Origin of the sequence: Streptomyces sp. T12, assembly GCF_028736035.1 — a bacterium.
In the GTDB taxonomy this organism is placed as follows: Bacteria; Actinomycetota; Actinomycetes; order Streptomycetales; family Streptomycetaceae; genus Streptomyces.
On the sequence record NZ_CP117866.1, the window covers coordinates 5,229,259 to 5,252,175 of the forward strand.

Consider the following 22,917-nt stretch of genomic DNA (forward strand, 5'->3'; position numbering starts at 1 on the left):
CCTGTCGAGAGGTCCACGGCGTCCTTAACGTCATTGGCATGACAACCCGCCTCCTCCCGCCCGCCGGTCCGCAACGCGTCCTCGCCCTGGCCCAGTTGAGCAACTCGGTCGGAGACGGCGCCTACTACACGACGTCGGCCCTCTACTTCACCCAGGTCGTCGGCCTCGCCCCCGCGCGCGTGGGGCTCGGGCTGACGGTCGGCTGGGCGGTCGGCTCGCTGGTCGGGGTTCCGCTGGGGCGGCTCGCCGATCGGCGCGGGCCGCGCGGTACGGCGGTGCTGCTGGCCCTCGTGACGGGGCTCGCGGTGGCGTCCTTCACGGTCGTGCACGGGTTCGTGCCGTTCGTGCTGGCCGCGTGCGCGTACGCCGCCGCGCAGTCCGGGCTCGCGGCGGCCCGGCAGGCGTTGCTGGCGGGGCTGGTGTCCGCCGGGGACCGGACGGGGTTGCTGGCGCATCTGCAGTCGACGCTCAATGCCGGCCTGGCGGTGGGTGCGGGGCTCGGCGGGCTCGCGCTGCATGCCGGGACGCGGACGGCGTATCTGGCGGTGTTCGCGCTGGACGCGATGAGCTTCCTGGTGTGCGCGGGGTTGCTGCTCCGGCTGCCCTCCGTGACGCCTGTGCCGAGTCGGCGGCGGGACGGGCTCGGCGTGCTGCGGGACCGCCCGTATGCGTTGGTCGCGCTCCTCAACACCGTGCTGCTGCTCCGGCTGCCGCTGCTCAGCCTCGTGCTCCCGCTGTGGATCACCCGTAGGACCGAGGCGCCGGCCTGGCTGGTCTCCGCGCTGTTCGTGCTCAACACCGGCGCGGTGATGCTCTTCCAGGTCAGGGCGGCGCGCGGCGTCACGGGCCTCGTCACCGCCACGCGCGCGGTGCGTGTCGCGGGCTGGGTGATGCTCGCCGCGTGCGTGGTGTTCGCGCTGTCGGCGGGCGCCTCGCTGTGGGTGGCCGTCGGTTTCCTGGTGGTGGGCGCGGTGCTTCAAGTGGTCGCCGAGATGGGGCAGTCGGCGGGTTCCTGGCAGCTGTCGTTCGACCTGGCCCCGGAGGGCCGCGTCGGCGAGTACCAGGGCCTGTTCGGGACCGGTGTCACGATCGCCCGCACCCTCGGCCCGCTTCTCCTGACGAGCCTGCTGGTGGAGTGGGGGACGCCGGGCTGGCTGCTGCTGGGCGGGGCGATGCTGGCGGCGTCGTACGCGATGGGACCGGCGGCCAGGTGGGCCGCCGGTCGTCGGGCGCAGGAACAGGTCAGGCAGCCCGTGCTCGTGCCGTGACGGGCAGCGAGTCCAGGAACAGCGCCCCCGCGAGCAGCCCCGCACTCCCCCGTGGGCTCCACACGCGCGTGTGCAGGTCGGCATCGAGGGCGACGAGGGCCGCCGCGCCGGCCTCGGTGGCCGTACCGCCCGCTTCCAGGACCGCGCGGGCGCCCGCCTGGACCTGCCGTAGGCCGATGGGGCCCGCGGTGTAGAGGAGTTCGGTGTCCTGGAGGGTGGACATCACGGTGAGCAGGGCGTCCAGGCGGGCCTGCTCCTCCGTGGCGCCGGCCGAGCGGGCGGCGGTGAGCGCGTCCAGCGCCCGACGTACGTGCGGAAATCCGGCCCGGGCCTCGCCCCGTGCCCCGGCGGCGCCGTACTTCGCGGACACGGAAGAGCCCCGGGAGGGCCTGCGTGGGGCGCGTTTGTCGGTGTGCGCGGCGATCCGCTTGGCGGTGGCGGCGACGTCCCGCGCCCCGGCCCGGGGGTCGAGCGCGGCCGCGGCGACCAGCAGGCCGAGCGCCCACAGCGCGCCCCGGTGCCCGCCGCCCGCGAGGTGCACCGAGTGCTCGGCGCACCTGCCGATCGCGCCCAGTTCGCTGCGGAGCCCCGGCGTCGGCTCACCCGTGCGCCGGGCTGCGGCCGCCATCGCCGCGAGGCCCGGCGCGAGCGCCTTGGCCGACCAGTGCAGCATGCAGTGGTCCCGGCGGGTGACGCGGGCGCCGAGGTCGCGCGGGTCGGGCAGGCCCGGCTTGGGAGCCAGGGCCAGCTGCCCGGTCAGCGCGGTCACGGCGGCCTGCGCGAGCGCCTCGTCCTCGCGGCTGCTCATGGCCGTGCCCCCTAGGAGGAGGCCGAGGCCGACGGGGCGTCGCTGGGCGGGGTGCCCGTGGGCGCGTCGCTCGGCGGCGTACCGCCCTCGCCGCCACCGCCACCGCCGCCGCTGCCCGCGCCGGTGTTCTCGGCGTCCGGGTCGATGCCGATGGTCAGGAAGCCCTTGTAGCCCTTGGAGGGGTCCTTCTTGTGCACGGCCTTGAGGGTGAGCAGGCCGCTGGAGGCGCCGCCGCCGTCGTAGACCATGTCGTTGTCGAGGGTGGTGTAGCTGCCGGAGTGCTTCGAGTAGGGCTCCAGCGTGAAGATCTCCTCGGCGATGTCGTCGGCGAAGAACAGCTGGCCGGTGTAGTTGACCTTGCCGCCCTCGTAGGTGCCGTCCTCCTTCTGGCCGCCGGTGTGCACCTTGAGGTGGATGTGGCAGGTGCGCGGGGTGTACCAGCCCGGGAAGATCGTCTCGAACTTGACGACCCCGTTTGCGTTGGCGACCTGGTAGCCGCGCAGATAGGTGTTGTCGTCGGCGGTCGAGCCGTCCTCGCTCTCGGCGGGCGCGGAGCCGCCGGGGTTGGCCGTGGTGTAGCCGGAGTAGTAACCCCAGGCGTCGCAGTGCCAGATCTCCACGGCCGCGCCGGAGACCGGGGTGCAGTTGTCGGTGGCATCGACGACGGTGAGGCGCAGCGTCAGCGGGACGCCGCTCTTGCCCTCGGTGATGTCCTTTCTGACCAGGGCGTTGTCGAGGTAGTAGGGGCCTTCGGTGACGCTCGACATCAGCGTCATGCAGCTGCCTGCGCTCTCCGAGGCGGTAGTGGTGGCCGTCGCCGCGGCGTCCGTCGCGGTGGTGCCGGCGTCGGCGAAGGCCGCCTGATAGCCGGCGACGGCGAGCCCGCCCGCCGCGACCGTTCCTCCGGTCACCGCGATCGCGCGGCGCCGGGTGATCGACTTGTCCTTGTGGTTTCCCGTCATGTCCGGGAAATTAGGGGCGCCGTCCGTCAGGAGCTTGAGGTGGCGCTGTGCGGGGGCTGTGAGTCCTGAGGAAGCTGAAGTTCGCAGCGCTCATCGGCCGTTGGTGGGTTGGTCACCTGGTCACCCGTAGAGCTCAGCGATTACCCCGAATGCGTATCTTCCGGTGGGTTTGTCGCCTCCCCGGGCAAAGAGAACTGGTCACTTCCGCGATCTTCCCTGCCCAGGAGAGCGAAGACGATGACCCGTTCGTCTGCACGCCGGAGCCCGGCGCGGTTGCTCCGTTCGGTGCTGCCCGCCGTCGCCACCGTCCTGTCTGTGGTGGCCACGCTCCTCCTCGGCGGTGCGACACCGGCCGCCGCGCTGACGAAGCCGGTCGTCAACGGGCCCGTGTTCAACAACCCGCTGGGCACGGCGGCGCAGCGCAAGGCGATCTTCACCCAGCTCGTCCGGCTGATCGACGCGACTCCCGCCGGGGCGCAGATCCGCGGCTCGATGCACGAGTTCGTCGACCAGGAGGTCGCGAACGCCCTGATCGCCGCCCATGGGCGCGGCGTCGACGTCAGGCTCATCCTCGACGACTCGACCTATGTGGGCCCTGACGGCGCCGAGTTCGCCAACCCGGCCTACCGGTCCCTCAGGGCCGTACTCGGAACCAGCACCGCCGCCCGCTCCTGGGTCGTCGTCTGCGACGACAGGTTCGAGGACGCCGACGGGGTGGACGACGTCCAGCGCGGCTGCCTGGCCGTGGCGCCGCCCCAACCGGCCTACAACCACAACAAGTTCTTCCTCTTCTCGAGGATCGGGCCCTTCGACGACGGCACCAGCTACTCGAGGGTCGTCTTCCAGACCTCCTCGAACCTCTCCGACTGGTACAAGGTGGAGTCCTTCAACGACGCCGTCACCTTCACGGACAGCACGGTCTACAACGCCTACGCCTCGTACCACGAGCAGCTCCGCCAGGGGCGCACCCTCGCACGCGGCAACAACAACGCCTACTTCTCCACGCCGACCGGCTCGACCTACCGCGGCTACTTCTTCCCACGGGGTGACGCCTCGTACAACAACCCGGCCACGGACACCGTCGTCAACGTGCTGAACGAGGTCAGCTGCGCCTACACCGGAGCGGACGGGCTGCGGCACCAGACCGACATCCGCATCGTGATGCACAGCTTCTTCGGCTCCCGCCGCCAGGTCGCCGACAAACTGGCGCAGCTGCGCGGCCGTGGCTGCTGGATCGACGTCGTGTACGCCGACAGCGACTCAGCGATCACCAGCCGGCTGAACGCCGCCGGCATCCAGCACCGCGGATGCCGCATCCCCAACGGCCCCGGAATCGACGTCCGCCCGCACAACAAGCAGATCCTGCTCGACGGCGACTACAACGGCGACATCACCCCGCGCGTCTACACGGGCAGCGCCAATTTGACGGGGTCGTCACTGCGCTCGGCGGACGAGGCGATCGTGCGGATCAGCAGCGCGTCCCATCACGCGAGGTACCTGAGCGAGTTCTACAGGATCCGCTCTGCTTGCGGCGGTTGACGCCCGCACACGCGACGCGCGCTACACCGCCATCAACGGGGCGTCCTCCCGCCACTTGAGGATCTTGTCGAAGCTCACTACGGCCCCGCTCCGGCCCGGCTTGTTGCCGATCTGGACGTGGTCCGCGAGTTCCTCGATGAGACAGAGCCCTCGCCCGTGCTCGGCGTCGGTGGCCGCCGGGCGCGGGGCGCGGGGCGGTGCGGTGAAGCCGGGGCCCGAGTCGGTGACCTCGATGTGGCATTTCTCGCCGTCGAGGTAGGCCGTGACGCGGTAGGCCTGGGGGGAGCCGTCGGGCGCGGTGTCGCCGCCGTGCTCGACGGCGTTCGCGCAGGCCTCGCTGAGGGCGACGGAGAGGTCGTACGACACATCGGGGTCGACACCCGCGGTCTCCATCGTGCCGATCAGCAACCGCCGGGCGAGCGGCACGCTCGCGGCTTCCCGCCGCAGATGGAGTGACCACCAGATGCTCATACTCCAGCCTCCTGGCCGCGGCTCGACATACCGTTACGTATTGCCGCGAGTGCCCCGCTGTAAGCACTTCATTGACGTGATGCCGCCCATATGGTCGATGCGCCCATTCTGGAATCGGTGTATGTGGGTGTGGCCTACACCAGACGGTGATCTTTCGGTCGTACGGCTCCTATCTCATCTGTCTCCTCATACGGTCCCCAACCACCCGTAAGCCATCTTGCGGACCTGCCGTATGGCGGCCATGAGGCCAGTGCGATGATGAGCCCGCCATGTCTGCCCCCCACCCGCGCACGGTGCGCTCCGGAAGTGATCTCCGGATACTGCGGGCCGCGGTGTTCGCCGCGGTCTGTGTCGTGCTGGCCGCGGTGGGGCACGTCCTGGGTTCCTGCGCCACGATCCCGCTGTGGACGCTGGGCGCGGGGTTCCTCGGAGTTCTTCTGGTCACGGCGCCGCTCGCGGGACGTGAGCGTTCGCTGCCCGGGATCGCGGTGCTGCTCGCGGCCGGCCAGACCGTCCTGCACACGCTGTTCGGGCTCGGTCAGCACGGGGCGAGTGCCGGGGCGGCCACCGGGGCCTCCTCCGCTTCCGTCTCCGCTTCCGCCTCCCTGTCCGACGCCGCGCTCGTGGCGCAGGCGGCGCGGCTCGTCTGCGGGACCGCCACGGCGGCCATCAGCCCGGCCCGGGCCCAGCGGATCCTCACCGAGGCGCGGATCGGCCCGGCCACCGGTGCGCATGCCTCACACCCGTCGACGGACACTCTGTCCACCGTCACGGACTCCGCCGCCGACTCCGGCGCTTCGCTGCTGCCGTCCCTGCCCATGCTGCTCGCCCACGTTCTCGCGGCGGTCGTCGCGGGCTGGCTGCTGCGGCGCGGGGACCTGGCCCTGCTGCGGATCGTCGAGATGTCCGCGCTGTCGGCGCACTCGGTCGCCGAGGGGGCGTCCGTACGGTCCCTGCGCGGGGCGCTCGCGCTGGTGCGCGCGCTGCGTGCCGGGCTGCCGGGCGCGCCCGAGGCGGGCCCGCGCATCCAGTGCGCCGGATGGTTCGGCCCGGCCGAGCCCCGCACGCTCGCACTCCAGCACACGGTGATCCGGCGCGGCCCGCCGACCGCCGCACTCGTCCTCGCCGCCTGACACGACGCGACCGCCACTCCACCGACGTGGGGATGAGGGGCCGCCGTCGTGCGGCACGCGCGCGTGCCCGAGTTTCCGATCGAGGGACAGCTTCGTTCTGCCTTTCACGCTGCTTTCCCGCTGCTTTCCCACCTGATCGGGCACCCCTGCGCACGCGTACTCCTCTTCACCACCGGAATCTCGAATCTCACCCACAGTGGAGTGCTCCGAATGAAGGCCTCTCGCATCGCCGCCGCCTGCGCCCTCGCCGGCACGGCCGTGCTCGCCCTGTCTGTCCCCGCTTTCGCCCACGTCAGCGTGCAGCCGGAGGGCACCGCCGCCAAGGGCGGTTACGCGGTCGTCGACTTCAAGGTGCCCAACGAGCGCGACAACGCCGAGACCACCAAGCTCGAGGTCAACTTCCCGACGGACCACCCGCTGGCCTCGGCGATGCCGGAGGCGATCAACGGCTGGGACATCGAGGTCACCAAGTCCAAGCTGGACAAGCCGATCGAGATGCACGGCGAGAAGATCTCCGAGGCGGTCACCAAGATCACCTGGACGGCCACCGGCAAGGGCATCAAGGCCGGCTTCTTCCAGAAGTTCCCGGTCTCCGTCGGCCAGCTCCCCGAGGACGCCGACGAACTGGTCTTCAAGGCGATCCAGACGTACTCCAACAAGGAGGTCGTGCGCTGGATCGAGGTCCCGCAGGACGGCCAGGAGGAACCGGAGAACCCGGCCCCGGTGCTCGAACTGTCCGCCGCCGAGGACGGCCACCACGGCTCGTCGTCGTCCGACAAGGCCTCCGACTCCGACGACGCCGAGGCCGCCTCCGCGAAGACCACCGCCGCCGAGCCCGCCGACGGCAGCGACACCACCGCCCGCGTCCTGGGCGTGGTCGGCATCGTCGTCGGCGCGCTGGGCGTGGCGTACGGCGTGATCGCCGGCCGTCGGCGCACCAACGCCTGACGCCCCTCCGGTTCACGGCGCGCGCCGGGGCACGCCCCCGGTGCGTGCCGGATCTCTCACAACTGGGACGTTTTTCTGTGTGTAATGGGACATTTTCTATGTGTAAGAAGACTCGCCATGCGTAAGAAGACCTTCGCCGCGGCCGCACTGCTCGCCGCCGCCACCCTGACCCTCTCCGCCTGCGGCAGCGGTGACGACAGCGCCCAGCCCGTCACCGTGGTCTCCGAGGAGGCCGGGTCGGACAAGGCCGCCATCGTCCTCGACAAGCCGTTCGAGAAGCCCGACCTGGTCCTCACCGACACGAACGGCAAGAAGTACGACCTCCGCAAGGAGACCCGGGGCAAGCCGACGCTGATCTACTTCGGCTACACCAACTGCCCCGACGTCTGCCCGCTGACGATGAACAACGTCGCCGTCGCGAAGAAGCAACTGCCCAAGGCACAGCAGGACGAGCTGCGCGTCGTGTTCGTCACCACCGACCCGGAGCGCGACACCGCGTCCGCGCTCGGCAAGTGGCTCAAGGGCATCGACCCGCAGGTCGTCGGCCTGACCGGCGACTTCGACACCATCCAGGCCGGCGCCCGCACCCTCGGCATCTCCATCGAGCCGCCGCACAAGGACAAGAACGGCAAGATGGTCTCCACCCACGGCACCCAGGTCGTCGCGTTCTCGCCGAAGACCGACGCCGGGTACGTGCTCTACACCGAGGACGCCACCGTCGACGACTACACCAAGGACCTCCCCAAGCTCATCAAGGGGGAGAAGCCGTGAGGCGTCTCGTCGCGCCCGTCGCGGTACTGACCGGGGCCCTGGTCCTCGCGGGCTGCGGATCCGGGGACACCCAGACCGACTCCCAGGCCGACTCCCAGGCCGGCTCCAAGGCGGAACTGTCCGTCAGCGACGCCTACATGCCGCAGCCGGTCTCGGACTCCATGGCGGCCGGCTTCCTGACGGTCACCAACAAGGGCGGTACGAAGGACGAGTTGACCTCCGTCACCAGCGACGTCGGCGACGTGACCGCCCACGAGACCGTCGGATCGTCGATGCAGGAGGTCAAGGACATCGACGTCCCCGCGCACGGTCAACTCGTGTTCAAGAGCGGCGGCAGCCACCTGATGTTCGAGAAGCTGAAGCGCAAGCCCAAGCAGGGCGAGAAGGTGACCGTGCAGCTCCACTTCGCCGAGTCCGGCACGGTGACGGTCGAGATACCGGTGAAGTCCGCGACGTACAACCCGAAGACCGGACACTGAGGGAGAGATCGCCTTGACCCAGACCATCGCCCCCCGCGTCCGGCCCCGGGTGCTGCCGCATGTCCGGACCCTGGTGCTGCTGCTCCTGGCCGCCACCGGCCTGCTCCTCGCCGGTGCCGGGCCGGTCTCCGCGCACGCCGCGCTGACCGGCAGCGACCCCCAGCAGGGGGCGGTGGTCGACAAGGCCCCGACGCAGGTATCGCTGACCTTCTCCGAGAAGGTCGCCCTGTCCGACGACTCCCTGCGCGTGCTCGACCCCAAGGGCAAGCGCATCGATCGCGGCGACCCGGCCAACCTCAGCGGCACGACGTACGCCGTGAAACTCCACAGCGGTCTGCCCGACGGCACCTACACCGTCACCTACCAGGTGGTGTCCGAGGACAGCCATCCCGTCGCCGGCGCCTACACCTTCTCCATCGGCGCCCCCTCCCAGACCACCGTCTCCGTCTCCGGCCAGACGGCGGGCGGCGGGATCGTCGGCGCGCTCTACGGGTTCGGGCGGTACGTGTCGTACGCCGGCTTCATCGTCATGGTCGGCGCCGCCGCCTTCGTGCTCGCCTGCTGGCAGCGCGGGTCGGGCGTGCGGGCGCTCCAGCGGCTCGTCGTCTCCGGCTGGCTGGCGCTGACCGCCGCCACGCTCGGGCTGCTCCTCCTGCGCGGCTCGTACACCAGCACCGGCAAGGTCGGCGACATCTTCGACCTCGACCTGCTCGGGCAGGTGCTGCAGACCAAGACGGGCGCGGCCCTGGTCTCCCGGCTGCTGCTGCTCGCCGCCGCGGCGCTGTTCATCGCCGTGCTGTTCGGGGCGTACGACAAGCGTGAGGAAGAGGAGAAGCAGGACCTGACCTTCGGGCTCGCGATCGGCGGGACCGTGGTGGCGACGGGGCTCGCGGCGAGCTGGGCGATGTCCGAGCACGCCTCGACCGGGCTCCAGGCCGGGATCGCGATGCCGGTCGACGTCGTCCACCTGCTGGCCGTCGCCGGCTGGCTCGGCGGGCTCGCCGCACTGCTCGTGGCGCTCTACCGGGCGCCCGCGGACACACCGGTCGACGCCTCCGCCGTACGACGGTTCTCACGCGTCGCCTTCGGCAGCGTGCTCGCGCTGGTCGCGACCGGGATCTACCAGTCGTGGCGGCAGCTCGGATCGTGGTCGGCGTTCACCGGGACGCGGTACGGGCAGTTGCTGCTGGTCAAGATCGGGCTCGTGGTGCTGCTGGTCGGGATCGCGTGGATCTCGCGGCGGTGGACGGCGCGGCTGGCGGAGGCCGTCGTGGTGAAGCGGCGGGAGGCGAAGGACGCGGCTGAGGGCGAGAAGGGGGCGGTCGGGGGCGCGGCGGACACGGGCGCGGGTGTCACGGGCGCGGGTGTCACGGGCGAGAGCGGGACAGACGCGGTCCAAGACGTCGAGGGTGTCGAGGACGTGGAGGGCGAGGACGGGGACGTGGAGGGCGAGGACGAGGCTGTCGAGGGCGCGCGGGAGCGTGCCACCGCGCGGGCCACCACCTCCGCATCCACCTCTACCTCCGTCTCCGTCTCTGCCTCCGGCAAGAAGGGCGCCTCGGTCGCCGTGTCCGGCAGCAAGGGCGGCGAAGCCCAGGGCGGCGACTCCCGGCGCGCCGCCCAGCTCGCCCGGCAGCAGGCCGCGATCGACACGGCGCGGCAGAAGCAGCAGCGGGACGCCGACCCGAACAGGTTCGGACTGCGCCGCTCGGTGCTCGCCGAGGCGGGCGTCGCCGTCGTCCTGCTCGCCGTCACCACCATGCTGACGTCGACCGAACCGGGGCGAACGGAGGAGGCGGCCAGGGCGGCCACGTCGGCCTCGTCCGCCGACGCCTCGGCGACCGGGGCGCTGACCCTGGACATGTCCTTCGACACCGGCGGCGAGGACGGCAAGGGCGTCGTACGGATCGACCTCGATCCCGCGCGCGTGGGCGGCAACGAAATGCACGTCTACGTGGAGCGGCCCAACGGCCGCGCCTTCGACGTCCCCGAGGTGAAGGTCGCCTTCACCCTCGAGTCGCAGGACATCGGTCCGCTGCCCGTGGTCCCCGACCACATCACCACCGGACACTGGTCGGCGACCGGAGTGCAGATCCCCATGGCGGGCGAATGGAAGATCGCCGTCACCGTGCGGACCTCCGACATCGACCAGACCACCGTCTCCAAGAACGCGCAGATCGGCTGAACCGCACCATGGCTGACCAGTCCATTCCGGAGGCCCGTACCCCTGGGACTCCCCAGACGCCCCAGGCTTCCCAGGCTTCCCGGACTCCCGAGACGGCACTTAATGGCGAGACCGCACTTAATGGCGGCCTTCCAGAAGGCGCCTCCCACAAGGACGGCATTTCGCGGCGACGGCTGCTCGGAACCGCCGGTGCCACCGGGCTTGTACTCGGTGCGGCCGGCGGGGCCGTGGGATACGCCGCCCGGCCGGCCGAGGCGACACCGCTCGCCTCGCTGGGCGCCGATCAGGTGATGTTTCACGGGAAACATCAGCCCGGCATCCTCCAGCCGCTCCAGGCGCGCGGCCACGTTGTCGCCTTCGACCTCGCGGCGGGCGCGGGCCGTAAGGAGGCGGCGGCATTGCTGCGCCGTTGGTCGGAGACGGCACGACGACTGATGGCGGGCGACGCCGCCAAGCAGGACGACACCGATGTGGCCCGGGACGCCGGGCCGTCGTCCCTGACGATCACCTTCGGCTTCGGGCACAGCTTCTTCGCGCGAACCGGCCTGGAGAAGCAGCGCCCGGTCTCCCTGGACCCGCTGCCCGACTTCTCCTCCGACCAGCTCGACAAGGCGCGCAGCAACGGCGACCTGTGGGTGCAGATCGGCGCCAATGACGCCCTGGTCGCCTTCCACGCCCTGCGCGCGATCCAGAAGGACGCCGGCCAGGCCGCCAAGGTGCGGTGGCAGATGAACGGCTTCAACCGGTCGCCGGGTGCCACCGCGCACCCGATGACGGCGCGCAACCTGATGGGCCAGATGGACGGCACGCGCAATCCGAAGCCGACGGAATCCGACTTCGACCAGCGCATCTTCGTGCCGGAGTCCGGTTCGAAGGACCCCGCGTGGATGGCAGGCGGCTCCTACGCCGTCGTACGCCGCATCCGCATGCTTCTCGACGACTGGGAGCAGCTCTCGGTCAAGGAGCAGGAGGACGTCATCGGGCGCCGCAAGTCCGACGGGGCACCGCTGTCCGGGGGCACCGAGACGACCGAGATGGACCTGGAGAAGACGGACAAGGCAGGGAACCTGGTCGTTCCCCTCAACGCCCACGCCCGCATCACCCGGCCCGACCAGAACGGCGGCGCGGCAATGTTGCGGCGCCCCTTCTCGTACCACGACGGCATCGACGCGGACGGGGTGCCCGACGCGGGGCTGCTGTTCATCTGCTGGCAGGCCGACCCACTGCGCGGCTTCGTCACCGTCCAGCGCAAGCTCGACCGCGGTGACGCACTGTCGAAGTTCATCCGGCACGAGGCGAGCGGGCTGTTCGCGGTGCCGGGCGGAGCAGCGGAGGGCGAGTACGTGGGGCAGCGGTTGCTGGAGGGGTGAGCTGGGTTGGGTTCGGCACATCCCGTGAGCCGGCGTCCGGATCCCCCTTGGCGCGGCCGGGTGAGATATGTCCACCGCGTTTCGCAAGGCCCATTAGGGTGAGGTCATGCCAGCGAGCTATGCCTATCTCGGCCCCGAGGGCACCTTCACCGAAGTCGCCCTGCGCACGCTTCCCGAGGCCGCGACCCGGGAGCTGATCCCGTACGTGTCCGTGCAGTCCGCGCTCGACGCGGTGCGCGTCGGCGAGGCCGAGGCCGCCTTCGTACCGATCGAGAACTCCGTCGAGGGCGGTATCACGACCACGCTCGACGAGCTGGTCGCGGGCGCGCCGCTGATGATCTACCGCGAGGTGCTGCTCTCGATCACCTTCGCGCTGCTGGTCAGGCCCGGCACCAAGCTGTCGGACATCAAGACGGTCTCCGCGCACCCGGCCGCCCAGCCGCAGGTACGCAACTGGATGAAGAAGAACCTCCCGGACGCCCACTGGGAGTCGGCCGCCTCGAACGCGGACGCCGCGCGCCTGGTCCAGGAGGGCCAGTACGACGCCGCCTTCGCCGGCGAGTTCGCGGCCGCCCGGTACGGCCTGGAGGCCCTGGAGACCGAGATCCACGACGCGCAGAACGCCCAGACACGGTTCGTGCTGGTGGGCCGGCCGGCCCGGCCCGCGGCGCCGACCGGCGCGGACAAGACGTCCGTGGTGCTGTGGCAGCGCGACGACCATCCCGGTGGGCTGCGCGACCTCCTGGGCGAGTTCGGCACGCGCGGCATCAACCTGATGCTGCTGCAGTCCCGGCCGACCGGCGCGGGCATCGGCAACTACTGCTTCTGCATCGACGCCGAGGGCCATGTCTCCGACCGCCGGGTGGCCGAGGCGCTGATGGGGCTGAAGCGGATCTGCCTGGAGGTGCGGTTCCTGGGCTCGTATCCGCGCGCAGACCTGAAGCCGGGGAATGTGCAGGCGCCGCGCCAGGGGACGTCGGACGAGGCGTTCGTGTCGGCGGCGGACTGGGTGGCACGGTGCCAGGACGGGCGGTTCTGAGCGGCCCGTGACGAGAGCCTGGACCGGCCCGTGGCGGCCGGTTCCGACCGGCTCCCGCGCAGGTTTCACGCCAGTACTACCAGCTTATTGTCGTTATCCACAGGCGTTATCCACAGGTACTCTTCTCGACCTGGGGACAAGTCGACAAGCAAGGGTGAGGCTGTCGACAAATCACTCTCCGAGCCACCTCGGCGTCCACCATCGAGCAAGTCACCCTTCGTCCACTCTTTTCCTTTGGGCAATCCTTTGGGGCGACCGCTTTCCACTCGAAAGTGCGGATGGATAGGGTTTGTCCTGGGAATCCTCGACTTGCTCGGCACATTGCGGAGTGATCAATTCCGACATCCACAGTCCATCCACACACCCTGTGGATAACTCTTCCCCGACTGGGGATCCCTGTGGACAACCGCGGCCCAAATCCCGTTCTCCACAAGGGAATCGGGTCAACTGGCCGCCTCGCGCCTGCCCCGTTCCAGGGAGTGAGACGCCTTTTATTGACACGCCTCGCAATTCACCCATAACTGAACGTAAGCCGCGGTTCGGAATAGCGAGTCGTGGGCTGTCACCCCGCCCCGGTAGCCTTGAGCGCGTGATTGACCTTCGCCTGCTCCGTGAGGACCCTGACCGAGTGCGCGCCTCGCAGCGCGCCCGTGGAGAGGACGTCGCGCTCGTCGACGCCCTCCTGTCTGCCGACGAGCGGCGCAGGTCGTCCGGCGTCCGCTTCGACGAGCTGCGTTCCGAGCAGAAGAACCTCGGCAAGCTCATCCCCAAGGCCTCGGGCGACGAGAAGGCCGAGCTACTGAAGAAGGCGAGCCAGCTGGCCGCCGACGTCAAGGCGGCCGACGCCGAGCAGAACGAGGCGGACGAGGAGACCAAGCGCCTCGCGCTCCAGCTCGGCAACCTCGTGCACCCCGACGTCCCGGTCGGCGGCGAGGAGGACTTCGTCGTCCTGGAGACGCACGGCACCATCCGCGACTTCGGCGCCGAGGGCTTCGAGCCCAAGGACCACCTGGAGCTCGGCGAGGCGCTGGGCGCCATCGACGTCGAGCGCGGCGCCAAGGTGTCCGGCTCGCGCTTCTACTACCTCACCGGCGTCGGCGCCCTGCTGGAACTGGCGCTGGTCAACGCGGCGATCGCCCAGGCCACCGAGGCCGGTTTCATCCCGATGCTCACCCCGGCGCTGGTCCGCCCGCGCGCCATGGAGGGCACCGGCTTCCTCGGCCAGGCCGCGGAGAACGTCTACCACCTGGAGAAGGACGACTACTACCTGGTCGGCACCTCCGAGGTCCCGCTCGCCGCCTACCACATGGACGAGATCGTCGACGCGGAGAAGCTGCCGCTGCGCTACGCGGGCTTCTCGCCCTGCTTCCGCCGCGAGGCCGGCACCTACGGCAAGGACACCCGCGGCATCTTCCGCGTGCACCAGTTCGACAAGGTCGAGATGTTCTCGTACGTCGCCCCCGAGGACGCGGAGAACGAGCACAAGCGGCTCCTGGAGTGGGAGAAGCAGTGGCTCACCGGCCTCGAGCTGCCCTTCCAGGTCATCGACGTGGCCTCGGGCGACCTGGGCGCGTCGGCGTCCCGCAAGTTCGACTGCGAGGCGTGGATCCCGACCCAGGGCAAGTACCGCGAGCTGACCTCGGCCTCCAACTGCGACAGCTTCCAGGCGCGCCGGCTGTCCGTCCGCATGCGCGACGGCAAGAAGGTGCAGCCGCTGGCGACGCTCAACGGCACGCTGTGCGCCGTACCGCGCACGATCGTGGCGATCCTGGAGAACCACCAGCAGGCCGACGGCTCCGTCCGGGTCCCCCAGGTGCTGCGCCCGTACCTGGGCGGCCGGGAAGTCCTGGAGCCGGTGGCCAAGTGAGCGAGGCGGCCGGCGAGGCTTCCGGCGAGGTGACCGGGGGCTTTCCGTACAAGCTGATCGCGACCGACCTCGACGGAACGCTCCTGCGCTCCGACGAGTCGGTCTCGCGGCGCACCCGTGACGCCCTCACCGCAGCCACCGCGGCGGGCGCCGCGCACATCGTCGTGACGGGCCGCGCGGTCCCGTGGACGCGCCACATCCTCGACGACCTCGGCTACGAGGGCCTCGCCGTCTGCGGCCAGGGCGCCCAGGTGTACGACGTCGGCGAACGCCGCCTGCTGACGTCGGTGACCCTGGACCGACAGCTGGCGGGTGTGGCGCTGGCCAAGATCGAGGCGGAGGTCGGCCCGCTGTTCCTGGCGGCGAGCCGCGACGGCCTGGACGGCGATGTGCTGGTCGGCCCGGGCTACGCGGTCACGGGCCACCTGCCTTCGACCCCGTTCACGGACGCTTCGGATCTGTGGAGCGCCCCGCTGAACAAGATCTACATACAGCATCCGGATCTGTCGGACGATGAGCTGGCCGAGGCGGCCCGCCAGGCCGCGGGCGGCTTCGTCACGGTGGCGATGGCGGGCGAGGGCATAGTGGAGCTGCTGCCCCTGGGCTTGTCCAAGGCAACGGGCCTGTCCCTGGCGGCTCGCCGCCTGGGCCTCAAGGCCGCGGACACGATCGCCTTCGGCGACATGCCGAACGACATCCCGATGTTCGCCTGGGCCGCGCGCGGCGTGGCGATGGCCAACGCCCATGAGGAGCTCCGGGCGGTGGCTGACGAGGTGACGGCCTCCCATGAGGAGGACGGGATCGCGGTGGTGTTGGAGCGGTTGCTGGGTTAGCCCCCACCGTGGCACGGCCTGCAGCGCCGGGCGCCTTCTCAACGCACCCAGCCCCTGCACTACGGCTGCGCCAAAGTGGAAACGTCTCGCGGAGGATGCACGAATCGAACGTGCGCGGGCTTTTCAGACCCGACCACGGCTTAGCAAGCCGGTGCCTTACCACTCGGCCAATCCTCCGGGTGGGCGACCCACGCGAGAGCGACATCGCGTGCTCGAAGCGGCCGCCCCGGGCAGCTCCCCGTGCGGTACGGACTCTACGGAGGGGTAGCGATTACTCCGGAGTCCGCCGTCGGCTGCCCTGTCGGGAGCTCGACGTACTGCCGTGCATGGACATCGTCGCGCTCCTCTCCCAGAACGTGGCGCCGAACTCGTCGTCCGGCGGTGTGGACACAACCACTGTGCCTGTACGGCGAGTTGGGCGCCACTGATTAAAAGGCACTGGAAAGGCGGCGTACGCCCCTTACCGGCGGCGCCACTTGCGTCGGCGCCCCTTGCTGAAGAACCACCCGGCAGGCGGCTCGTCGGAGCGCCACGGCTGCGGCTCGGGCTTCTCGCGACGCCAGCGCGCGGCCAGCATGCGGGCGCGGGCGGACGGCTCGGCGGTCTCGGCCGCGCGTATGAAGTCGTCGTCCAGGACCAGGTTGCTCCAGGTGTCGTCCCCGGACTGTTCGCGATCCCCGTGCTGCGCCATGCCGCCTGCCATCGCCGTCCTCCAGTTCGTACAGTGCATCCCCCTTGCCCAGTGTGCCCGGGCAGAGGTGAAGCCTCCGTCAGGAGCGAGCCCGGTCAGGGGCCCGCTCCTTTACTTCTCACCGGCGCCCTTACTCCTCACCGGCGAGCGTCAGCGACCGCAGCTTCTGTCCCGCGTACCAGGTCGCGAGCACGGTGACCACGGCCAACAGCACCGTCGCCGTGGGCAGTGAGACGTCCGACGTCACCATCTCCCCGCCGGCGACCTTCTGTGCCACCGCCAGCGCCCACTGCTGGACGCTCAGCGTGCGCGCCCCCGACACCAGGGAGCCGAACAGGGCCTCCCAGACGAGCGCGTAGACGAGCCCGAAGACCACCGCGTGCCGGGACACGGTCCCGAGCAGCAGGAAGAGTGCGGCGTAGGCGATGGAGGCGACCAGCGCGGCCACCGTGTAGGCGACGGCGATCTGCTGGCCGTTGCCGTTCAGGATGAACCCGGCGATGAAGGTGGGCAACGCCGAGAACACCATCGTCACGGCGATCGCCACGATCAGCTTGGTGAAGATGATCGTCGACCGTTTCACCGGCTTGGACAGCAGATACACCACCGAGCCGTCGTCGATCTCGGGCCCGATCGCACCGGTGCCGGCGATGACACCGATGAGCGGCACCATGGTGGCGAGCGCAAGCCCGCCGAGCAGGTCCGACGCGGTCTGGTCGTCGGCTCCGGCGAGACCGCGCACCACCACGGAGACCGCGATGAGCAGCAGCGGCAACGCGCCCAGGATGAGGGCCCGGCGACGGCCGAGCAGGGCCCGGTAGGTGAGCCGGGCGACTGTGGGGTCGTACATCTTGGGCCTCCTACGCCGCGACGAGATACGAGAAGACGGACTCGAGGGACTCGTCGGACGGCGAGACCGTGAGCAGACGGATGCCGTGGTCGCGTGCCACCCTCGGCAGCAGGGCCGTGAAGCGGCCGAAGTCGACGGCCTGGATGTGCAACGCGCCCTCGGCCAGGTCGACCTCGATTCCGGACGTCGACGGGTCGGCGATCAGCGCGGCCGCGAGGGCGCGGTCGTCGCTGGAGCGCACCAGGTAGCGGTGCGGGCGGTCGGTCATCAGGCGACGGATCTTGCGGAAGTCACCGCTGGCCGCGTGCCGCCCGGCGACGACCACCTCGATGTGCCGGGCGAGTTGCTCGACCTCCTCGAGGATGTGGGAGGAGAACAGCACGGTGCGGCCCTCGTCGCCCATGCGCCGCAGCAGGTCCATGAGCTGCATGCGCTGGCGCGGGTCCATGCCGTTGAAGGGCTCGTCGAGCAGGAGCAGCGAGGGGTTGTGGACGAGGGCGCTCGCCATCTTCACGCGCTGGCGCATGCCCTTGGAGTACGTGGAGACCTTTCGGTCCTGGGCGTACTCCATCTCGACCGTGGCCAGGGCCTTTTGGGCGGCCTTGGCACCCAGGCCGTGCAACTCGGCGTTGGCGACGACGAATTCGCGGCCGGTGAGGAAGTCGTACATGGCCTCGCGCTCGGGGACGATGCCGATGTGCTGGTAGATCGCCTCGTTGCGCCAGACCGGCTGGCCGTCGAGGGTGACGGTGCCGGTGGAGGGGGCCAGGAAGCCGCCCATCATGTTGATGAGGGTGGACTTTCCGGCGCCATTGGGGCCGAGGAGGCCGGTGACTCCGGGGCCGATCGTCATGGTGATGTCGTTGACGGCGACCACGTTGCCGAACCAGCGGGATACGTGGTCGATGGAGAGCGTGGTCACAGTCCGACCTTTCGGTAGCGGCGCATCAGGAGGCCGTAACTCGCGGCGATCAGGCCGAGGGTGACGAGGACGTAGACGGCGCCCACGCCGGTGCTCGGGCCCACCGCGCCGGGGAACGCGGAGCTCGCGCCCAGGAAGGCGGACTGCACGCCGTCGATGAGCGTGATCGGCGAGAACAGGCCGATCCAGGCGATGGCCCCGCTGCTGCCGCCGCCGTCACCGAGGGACTGCGCGTCGGCGATGGCCTGGAGGGTGGACACCGCGCCGTAGGAGATGGTCAGTACGGCGATCACGGCCGCGATGCCGAAGCCGCGGCGCGGGGTGACCGACGCGATGACCAGGCCGAGGCCGGCGAAGAGCAGCGAGAGCAGTGCCACGGAGACGAGTCCCTGTGCGAATCCCTTGGTCTGGTCGGCGAAGTCGAGCTTGGCCAGCAGCGCGCCCACGTAGAGCACGATCAGCGGGGCCGCGGTGAGGATGAACAGCGCGGAGGCCAGCGCGGCGAACTTCGCCCGTACGTAGTCGGCGGTCTCGATGGGCCGCGAGAAGTACAGCGGTACGGTCTTGAAGCGCAGGTCGCGGGAGACGGACTGGGGTGCCTGCGAGGCGACGTACAGGCTGATGACGGCCTGCATGACGATCGCGTAGCGCGTGTAGTCGACGGGCAGGTCGTTCGCCTTGGTGGCGACCGCGACGGCGACCATGATGGCCGCGGGCACGCACATCACCACGAACAGCAGCATCGGCAGCACCTTGGACTTCACCGAGCGGCCGAGGCCGTAGGCGCCGCGCAGGGACTGCGAGTAGAGGGAACGGGTGGCATAGGAGCGGCCGAGGCGGGGGCCGTCGTAGGTGCGGTAGCCGATGTTGTGGATGCGGGTCTGGTCACCCTGCTGGGTGGCTACGGGGTGCTCAACCGCCATGGCTGACCGCCTCCTTCGGCTGCGCGTCGGCGCTCTGCTCGTTGTCGGTGAAGACCTCCGAGATGTGGTGCCGGCGCTGTTCCATGCGCACCAGGCCGAGGCCGAGGTCGGCGACCACGTCGCGCACCAGGTCGTAGGTCTCGTCGCCCTGCGCGGTGAGCAGCAGGATGTGCCCGGCGCCCGGGAGGCCGCCGCTGCCGTCGAGAACGTCCACCCCGCGCGCGTGGAGCGCCTCGCGCACCGCGCGGGTGCCGTCCGGGTGGTCGTCGGTGTCGGTGACCTCGATGGCGAGGGTCGTCGTGGTCTGGGTGAAGTCGGTGGTGGAGCTGGAGCGCAGGAGCTTGCCGCCGTCGATGACGACGACGTGGTCGCAGGTGCGCTCCAGTTCGCCCAGCAGATGGGAGGTGACCAGGACCGAGATGCCGAAGTCGGTGTGGATGCGGCAGATGAGGCCGAGCATCTCGTCGCGGCCGACCGGGTCGAGGCCGTTGGTCGGCTCGTCCAGGAGGACCAGCTGCGGGTCGTGCACCAGGGCCTGCGCCAGCTTCACGCGCTGCTTCATGCCGGTCGAGTAGCCCCCGATGGGGCGATAGCGCTCCTCGTAGAGACCGACGTGGCGCAGCGTGTCAGCGGTGCGCTCGCGCGCGGCGGCGGGGGGCAGGCCGGACATGCGGGCCATGTGCACGACGAACTCGGTGGCCGAGACGTCGGGCGGCAGACAGTCGTGCTCCGGCATGTACCCGACGCGCTCGCGGATGGCGCCGCCCTTGGTGGCGACGTCGAGGCCGAGCACTTCGGCGCGGCCCTCGGTGGCGGGGGACAGACCCAGCAGGATCTTGATCAGTGTGGACTTGCCGGCTCCATTGGCTCCGACGAGTCCGGTCACACCGGGCCCGACGTCCACGGAGAGCCGGTCAAGCGCGGTCACCCTGGGGAACCGCTTGCTCAGGCTTTCGGTCGCGATCACAGTCACGCCTTCGACGGTAGTGACGCGGACCACGCCGGTCGTCAACCCGCAGAGCTGTCTTGAAGTCAGACTCCAGATGTACGGGGCCCTAGGGGTCACCCCTGAGTCGAACAACGCGCCCCTGATTTTTCCACATCGGCGTGGTTTTCCACAGCCCGAGGCACGCCTATTGACGCAGCCTCTAACAACTGTCACATTCACCAGTGTCAAGTTACGGGCACGTACCGCAGTCAGTGTGGACAAGGTGGGGCGGTGGCATGACTACGGCAGTGACAGGCGGACTCCGTGCGGATTCCGCGGAATTGCGCGGGTTCAGGCAGGTCCAGCGGCTGGCGTACGAGTGCGCGGAGGCCGTCGCGGCGCGACTGGAGCCGGGCATCACCGAGCGCGAGGCGGCGCGTATGCAGCGCGAGTGGCTGCGTGAGCGCGGTGTGCGGGACTGGTTCCATCTCCCCTTCGCCTGGTTCGGGGACCGCACTGCGTTCGTGAACTTCCGCATCCCGCTGCAGTTCTTCCCCACCAACCGCCGGCTGGAGCCCGGGATGCCGTTCATCCTGGACATGGCCCCTGTGTACGACGGCTACACGGCCGACATCGGCTACTCGGGCTCACTCGGCATCAACCCCGTACAGGACAAGCTGATGGCCGATCTGGAGGCGCATCGCGAGCTGATCCTGCGCGAGGTGCGCGAGCGGCGGCCGCTGCGGGAGATCTACGAGGACGTGGACCGGCTCATGGTCCGCCAGGGTTACGCCAACCGGCACCGTGCCTATCCCTTCGGCGTGATCGCGCACAAGGTCGACCGGGTCGAGCAGCGCCGCTGGTCGGCGCATGTGTTCGGGTTCGGCACCCAGTCCCTGAAGGGCCTGGCGAGTGACGCGCTGCACGGCCACCGCGAGGGCTGGTCCCCGCTGTGGTCGCCGTACCGCTTCTCCGACCATCCGCCGCAGCCGGGCCTGTGGGCGGTCGAACCGCACCTGGGCTTCCGGGGCACGGGCGCGAAGTTCGAGGAGATCCTGGTCGTCACCGACTCCGGGGATCCCGAGGAGAGCGCCTTCTGGCTGGACGACGATCTGCCGCATGTGCGGCGCTGGGCGGAGGAAAGGTGACGGTGCCGGTGACTCTCGAGAACGCGCGTGAGCGCCGGGTGCGGACCGGCGGGGTCGAGCTGTGCGTCGCCGAGCTGGGCGACCCCGGGCAGCCGACAGTGATCCTCGTGCACGGCTATCCGGACAGCAAGGAGGTGTGGTCCGAGGTCGCGCCACGGCTGGCCGACCGCTTCCATGTCGTGCTGTACGACGTCCGGGGCCACGGCCGCTCGACGGCACCGAAGCCGCTGCGGGGCGGCTTCACGCTGGAGAAGCTGACGGACGACTTCCTGGCCGTCGCGGACGCGGTCAGTCCGGACCGGCCCGTGCATCTGGTGGGGCACGACTGGGGCTCGGTGCAGTCCTGGGAGTTCGCCACCGTCAAGCGCACCGAGGGCCGGATCGCCTCCTTCACGTCCATGTCCGGCCCGTCCCTGGACCACTTCGGACACTGGATCAGCAACCGGATCAAGCGCCCCACCCCCCGCCGGGTCGGCCAACTCCTCGGCCAGGGCGCCAAATCCTGGTACGTGTACGCGCTGCACACACCCGTGCTGCCCGAACTGGCCTGGCGCGGTCCCCTCGGCAAGACCTGGCCGCGCATCCTGGAGCGCCTGGAGAAGATCCCCGGCGCCGGCTACCCGACCTCGTCGCTGCCGACGGACGCGGCGCACGGGGCGTGGCTGTACCGGGACAACGTACGGACCCGGCTGCGCCGTCCGCGCACGGACGCATACGCGCACGCGCCGGTGCAGCTCATCACGCCCCTTGGAGACGCCTTCCTGTCGGAGCGGCTCTACGACGAACTGGAGCTGTGGGTTCCGCAGTTGACCCGTCGCACGCTTGCGGCGAAGCACTGGATTCCGCGCAGCCGCCCCGACCAACTGGTGGCCTGGATCACCGAGTTCGTGACATCCGTGGAGGGCGGGCGGCCGGAAGGGGTGACGGCCACCGGGAAGTACGCCGACCGCTTCGGCGGGCAGCTCGTCCTGGTCACCGGCGCCGGCAGCGGCATCGGGCGGGCGACGGCGTACGCGTTCGCCGAGGCCGGCGCGCGTGTGGTGGCCGTCGACCGGGACGCCGAGGCCGCGTCCCGCACCGCCGAGATGTCCCGTCTGATCGGCGCCCCCGCGGCCTGGGCGGAGACGGTCGACGTCTCCGACGAGCAGGCCATGGAGAAGCTCGCCGAGAAGGTCGCCACCGAGTACGGCGTGGTGGACGTCCTGGTGAACAACGCCGGGATCGGCCTGTCGGGCTCCTTCTTCGACACCACACCGGAGGACTGGAAGAAGGTCCTCGACGTCAACCTGTGGGGTGTCATCCACGGCTGCCGCCTGTTCGGGAAGCAGATGGCCGAGCGCGGGCAGGGCGGCCACATCGTCAACACCGCGTCGGCGGCGGCGTACCAGCCCTCCAAGGCGCTGCCCGCCTACAGCACCTCCAAGGCAGCCGTGCTGATGCTGAGCGAGTGCCTGCGCGCGGAGCTGGCCGGCCAGGGCATCGGCGTCACCGCGATCTGTCCCGGCCTCGTCAACACCAACATCACCTCGACCGCGCACTTCGCCGGGGTCGACGCCGAGGAGGAGAAGCGGCGCCAGAAGAAGTCGGCGCGGTTGTACGGGCTGCGGAACTATCCGCCGGAGAAGGTCGCCGACGCGATCCTGCGGGCGGTGGTGCGCGGTGAGGCCGTGGTTCCGGTGACGCCCGAGGCGCGCGGGGCGTATCTCATGTCGAGGTTCACGCCGCGGGCGCTGCGCAGGATCGCGCGGCTGGAGCCGCCGCTATGAGTGGGGAGCCACCGCT

Annotated in this window: 21 protein-coding genes and 1 tRNA gene; 13 read left to right on the forward strand and 9 right to left on the reverse strand. The window is 70.3% G+C overall.

What is annotated here, in order from left to right:
- The first annotated feature begins 38 nt into the window (after window positions 1-38).
- Entirely contained in the window at window positions 39-1,268 is a 1,230-nt protein-coding gene (locus PBV52_RS23440; RefSeq protein ID WP_274240849.1) for an MFS transporter, read from the forward strand.
- Here the strand turns inward: PBV52_RS23440 and PBV52_RS23445 are convergent.
- A complete protein-coding gene (locus PBV52_RS23445) occupies window positions 1,243-2,076 on the reverse strand; it encodes a triphosphoribosyl-dephospho-CoA synthase (protein WP_274240850.1) in 834 nt (277 codons plus the stop codon). The two genes, PBV52_RS23440 and PBV52_RS23445, sit on opposite strands and share 26 nt — an antisense overlap.
- An 11-nt stretch (window positions 2,077-2,087) precedes the next feature.
- Entirely contained in the window at window positions 2,088-3,038 is a 951-nt protein-coding gene (locus PBV52_RS23450) for an intradiol ring-cleavage dioxygenase (protein WP_274240851.1), read from the reverse strand.
- 237 nt (window positions 3,039-3,275) lie between these two features.
- Here PBV52_RS23450 and PBV52_RS23455 point away from each other — a divergent pair, with 237 nt between their 5' ends.
- Window positions 3,276-4,577, forward strand: a complete 1,302-nt coding sequence (locus tag PBV52_RS23455; RefSeq protein WP_274240852.1) for a phosphatidylserine/phosphatidylglycerophosphate/cardiolipin synthase family protein — start codon at window positions 3,276-3,278, stop codon at window positions 4,575-4,577.
- Between the two features lie 21 nt (window positions 4,578-4,598).
- Here the strand turns inward: PBV52_RS23455 and PBV52_RS23460 are convergent, their stop codons facing one another.
- Complete coding sequence (locus PBV52_RS23460; protein WP_274240854.1) at window positions 4,599-5,048, reverse strand: ATP-binding protein; 450 nt, start codon at window positions 5,046-5,048, stop codon at window positions 4,599-4,601.
- Between the two features lie 269 nt (window positions 5,049-5,317).
- Here PBV52_RS23460 and PBV52_RS23465 point away from each other — a divergent pair, with 269 nt between their 5' ends.
- From PBV52_RS23465 to PBV52_RS23505, 9 genes are all read left to right on the forward strand, one after another.
- Window positions 5,318-6,181, forward strand: a complete 864-nt coding sequence (locus tag PBV52_RS23465) for a hypothetical protein (RefSeq protein ID WP_274240855.1) — start codon at window positions 5,318-5,320, stop codon at window positions 6,179-6,181.
- 210 nt (window positions 6,182-6,391) lie between these two features.
- Complete coding sequence (locus PBV52_RS23470; RefSeq protein WP_274240856.1) at window positions 6,392-7,129, forward strand: YcnI family protein; 738 nt, start codon at window positions 6,392-6,394, stop codon at window positions 7,127-7,129.
- Window positions 7,130-7,246: 117 nt separating this feature from the next.
- Window positions 7,247-7,900: an SCO family protein gene (locus tag PBV52_RS23475; protein WP_274240857.1), complete on the forward strand. Its 654-nt coding sequence runs from the start codon at window positions 7,247-7,249 to the stop codon at window positions 7,898-7,900.
- Entirely contained in the window at window positions 7,897-8,379 is a 483-nt protein-coding gene (locus PBV52_RS23480; protein WP_274240860.1) for a copper chaperone PCu(A)C, read from the forward strand. Before PBV52_RS23475 ends, PBV52_RS23480 begins: the two co-directional genes overlap by 4 nt.
- Before the next feature lie 13 nt (window positions 8,380-8,392).
- Window positions 8,393-10,564, forward strand: a complete 2,172-nt coding sequence (locus PBV52_RS23485) for a copper resistance CopC/CopD family protein (protein WP_274240862.1) — start codon at window positions 8,393-8,395, stop codon at window positions 10,562-10,564.
- Between the two features lie 8 nt (window positions 10,565-10,572).
- On the forward strand, window positions 10,573-11,934 hold the full coding sequence (gene efeB, locus PBV52_RS23490) for an iron uptake transporter deferrochelatase/peroxidase subunit (protein WP_274240863.1): 1,362 nt from the start codon (window positions 10,573-10,575) through the stop codon (window positions 11,932-11,934).
- A gap of 106 nt (window positions 11,935-12,040) precedes the next feature.
- Window positions 12,041-12,973, forward strand: coding sequence for a prephenate dehydratase (pheA, locus tag PBV52_RS23495; protein WP_274240864.1), 933 nt, complete (start codon window positions 12,041-12,043; stop codon window positions 12,971-12,973).
- A 589-nt stretch (window positions 12,974-13,562) separates the two neighbouring features.
- A complete protein-coding gene (gene serS, locus PBV52_RS23500) occupies window positions 13,563-14,840 on the forward strand; it encodes a serine--tRNA ligase (protein WP_274240866.1) in 1,278 nt (425 codons plus the stop codon).
- A 29-nt stretch (window positions 14,841-14,869) separates the two neighbouring features.
- Window positions 14,870-15,673: an HAD family hydrolase gene (locus PBV52_RS23505; protein WP_274249526.1), complete on the forward strand. Its 804-nt coding sequence runs from the start codon at window positions 14,870-14,872 to the stop codon at window positions 15,671-15,673.
- Window positions 15,674-15,762: 89 nt separating this feature from the next.
- Here PBV52_RS23505 and PBV52_RS23510 read toward each other — a convergent pair.
- The 6 genes from PBV52_RS23510 to PBV52_RS23535 all read right to left on the reverse strand — a co-directional run bounded on the left by PBV52_RS23510 (window position 15,763) and on the right by PBV52_RS23535 (window position 20,026).
- Window positions 15,763-15,850, reverse strand: a tRNA-Ser gene (locus PBV52_RS23510).
- 283 nt (window positions 15,851-16,133) lie between these two features.
- Entirely contained in the window at window positions 16,134-16,376 is a 243-nt protein-coding gene (locus PBV52_RS23515) for a hypothetical protein (protein ID WP_274240867.1), read from the reverse strand.
- A 118-nt stretch (window positions 16,377-16,494) separates the two neighbouring features.
- Window positions 16,495-17,214, reverse strand: a complete 720-nt coding sequence (locus tag PBV52_RS23520) for an ABC transporter permease subunit (RefSeq protein WP_274240869.1) — start codon at window positions 17,212-17,214, stop codon at window positions 16,495-16,497.
- Window positions 17,215-17,224: 10 nt separating this feature from the next.
- Window positions 17,225-18,136 (reverse strand): ABC transporter ATP-binding protein, encoded by a 912-nt coding sequence (locus PBV52_RS23525; protein WP_274240870.1) that lies wholly within the window; start codon window positions 18,134-18,136, stop codon window positions 17,225-17,227.
- A complete protein-coding gene (locus PBV52_RS23530; RefSeq protein ID WP_274240871.1) occupies window positions 18,133-19,059 on the reverse strand; it encodes an ABC transporter permease in 927 nt (308 codons plus the stop codon). Before PBV52_RS23530 ends, PBV52_RS23525 begins: the two co-directional genes overlap by 4 nt.
- Entirely contained in the window at window positions 19,049-20,026 is a 978-nt protein-coding gene (locus PBV52_RS23535) for an ABC transporter ATP-binding protein (RefSeq protein ID WP_274249528.1), read from the reverse strand. Before PBV52_RS23535 ends, PBV52_RS23530 begins: the two co-directional genes overlap by 11 nt.
- Window positions 20,027-20,283: 257 nt before the next feature.
- Here PBV52_RS23535 and PBV52_RS23540 point away from each other — a divergent pair, with 257 nt between their 5' ends.
- Together PBV52_RS23540 and PBV52_RS23545 are read left to right on the forward strand one after the other, a co-directional pair.
- Window positions 20,284-21,135, forward strand: coding sequence for a M24 family metallopeptidase (locus tag PBV52_RS23540; RefSeq protein ID WP_274240872.1), 852 nt, complete (start codon window positions 20,284-20,286; stop codon window positions 21,133-21,135).
- An 8-nt stretch (window positions 21,136-21,143) separates the two neighbouring features.
- Entirely contained in the window at window positions 21,144-22,901 is a 1,758-nt protein-coding gene (locus PBV52_RS23545) for an SDR family oxidoreductase (protein ID WP_274240873.1), read from the forward strand.
- Window positions 22,902-22,917 lie beyond the last annotated feature (16 nt).

Coding starts and splice junctions, on each gene's coding strand:
- PBV52_RS23440 (WP_274240849.1), top strand. CDS start 39: ATGACAACCCGCCTCCTCCCGCCCGCCGGTCCGCAACGCGTCCTCGCC.
- PBV52_RS23445 (WP_274240850.1), bottom strand. CDS start 2,076: ATGAGCAGCCGCGAGGACGAGGCGCTCGCGCAGGCCGCCGTGACCGCG.
- PBV52_RS23450 (WP_274240851.1), bottom strand. CDS start 3,038: ATGACGGGAAACCACAAGGACAAGTCGATCACCCGGCGCCGCGCGATC.
- PBV52_RS23455 (WP_274240852.1), top strand. CDS start 3,276: ATGACCCGTTCGTCTGCACGCCGGAGCCCGGCGCGGTTGCTCCGTTCG.
- PBV52_RS23460 (WP_274240854.1), bottom strand. CDS start 5,048: ATGAGCATCTGGTGGTCACTCCATCTGCGGCGGGAAGCCGCGAGCGTG.
- PBV52_RS23465 (WP_274240855.1), top strand. CDS start 5,318: ATGTCTGCCCCCCACCCGCGCACGGTGCGCTCCGGAAGTGATCTCCGG.
- PBV52_RS23470 (WP_274240856.1), top strand. CDS start 6,392: ATGAAGGCCTCTCGCATCGCCGCCGCCTGCGCCCTCGCCGGCACGGCC.
- PBV52_RS23475 (WP_274240857.1), top strand. CDS start 7,247: ATGCGTAAGAAGACCTTCGCCGCGGCCGCACTGCTCGCCGCCGCCACC.
- efeB (WP_274240863.1), top strand. CDS start 10,573: ATGGCTGACCAGTCCATTCCGGAGGCCCGTACCCCTGGGACTCCCCAG.
- pheA (WP_274240864.1), top strand. CDS start 12,041: ATGCCAGCGAGCTATGCCTATCTCGGCCCCGAGGGCACCTTCACCGAA.
- PBV52_RS23515 (WP_274240867.1), bottom strand. CDS start 16,376: ATGGCAGGCGGCATGGCGCAGCACGGGGATCGCGAACAGTCCGGGGAC.
- PBV52_RS23520 (WP_274240869.1), bottom strand. CDS start 17,214: ATGTACGACCCCACAGTCGCCCGGCTCACCTACCGGGCCCTGCTCGGC.
- PBV52_RS23530 (WP_274240871.1), bottom strand. CDS start 19,059: ATGGCGGTTGAGCACCCCGTAGCCACCCAGCAGGGTGACCAGACCCGC.
- PBV52_RS23540 (WP_274240872.1), top strand. CDS start 20,284: ATGACTACGGCAGTGACAGGCGGACTCCGTGCGGATTCCGCGGAATTG.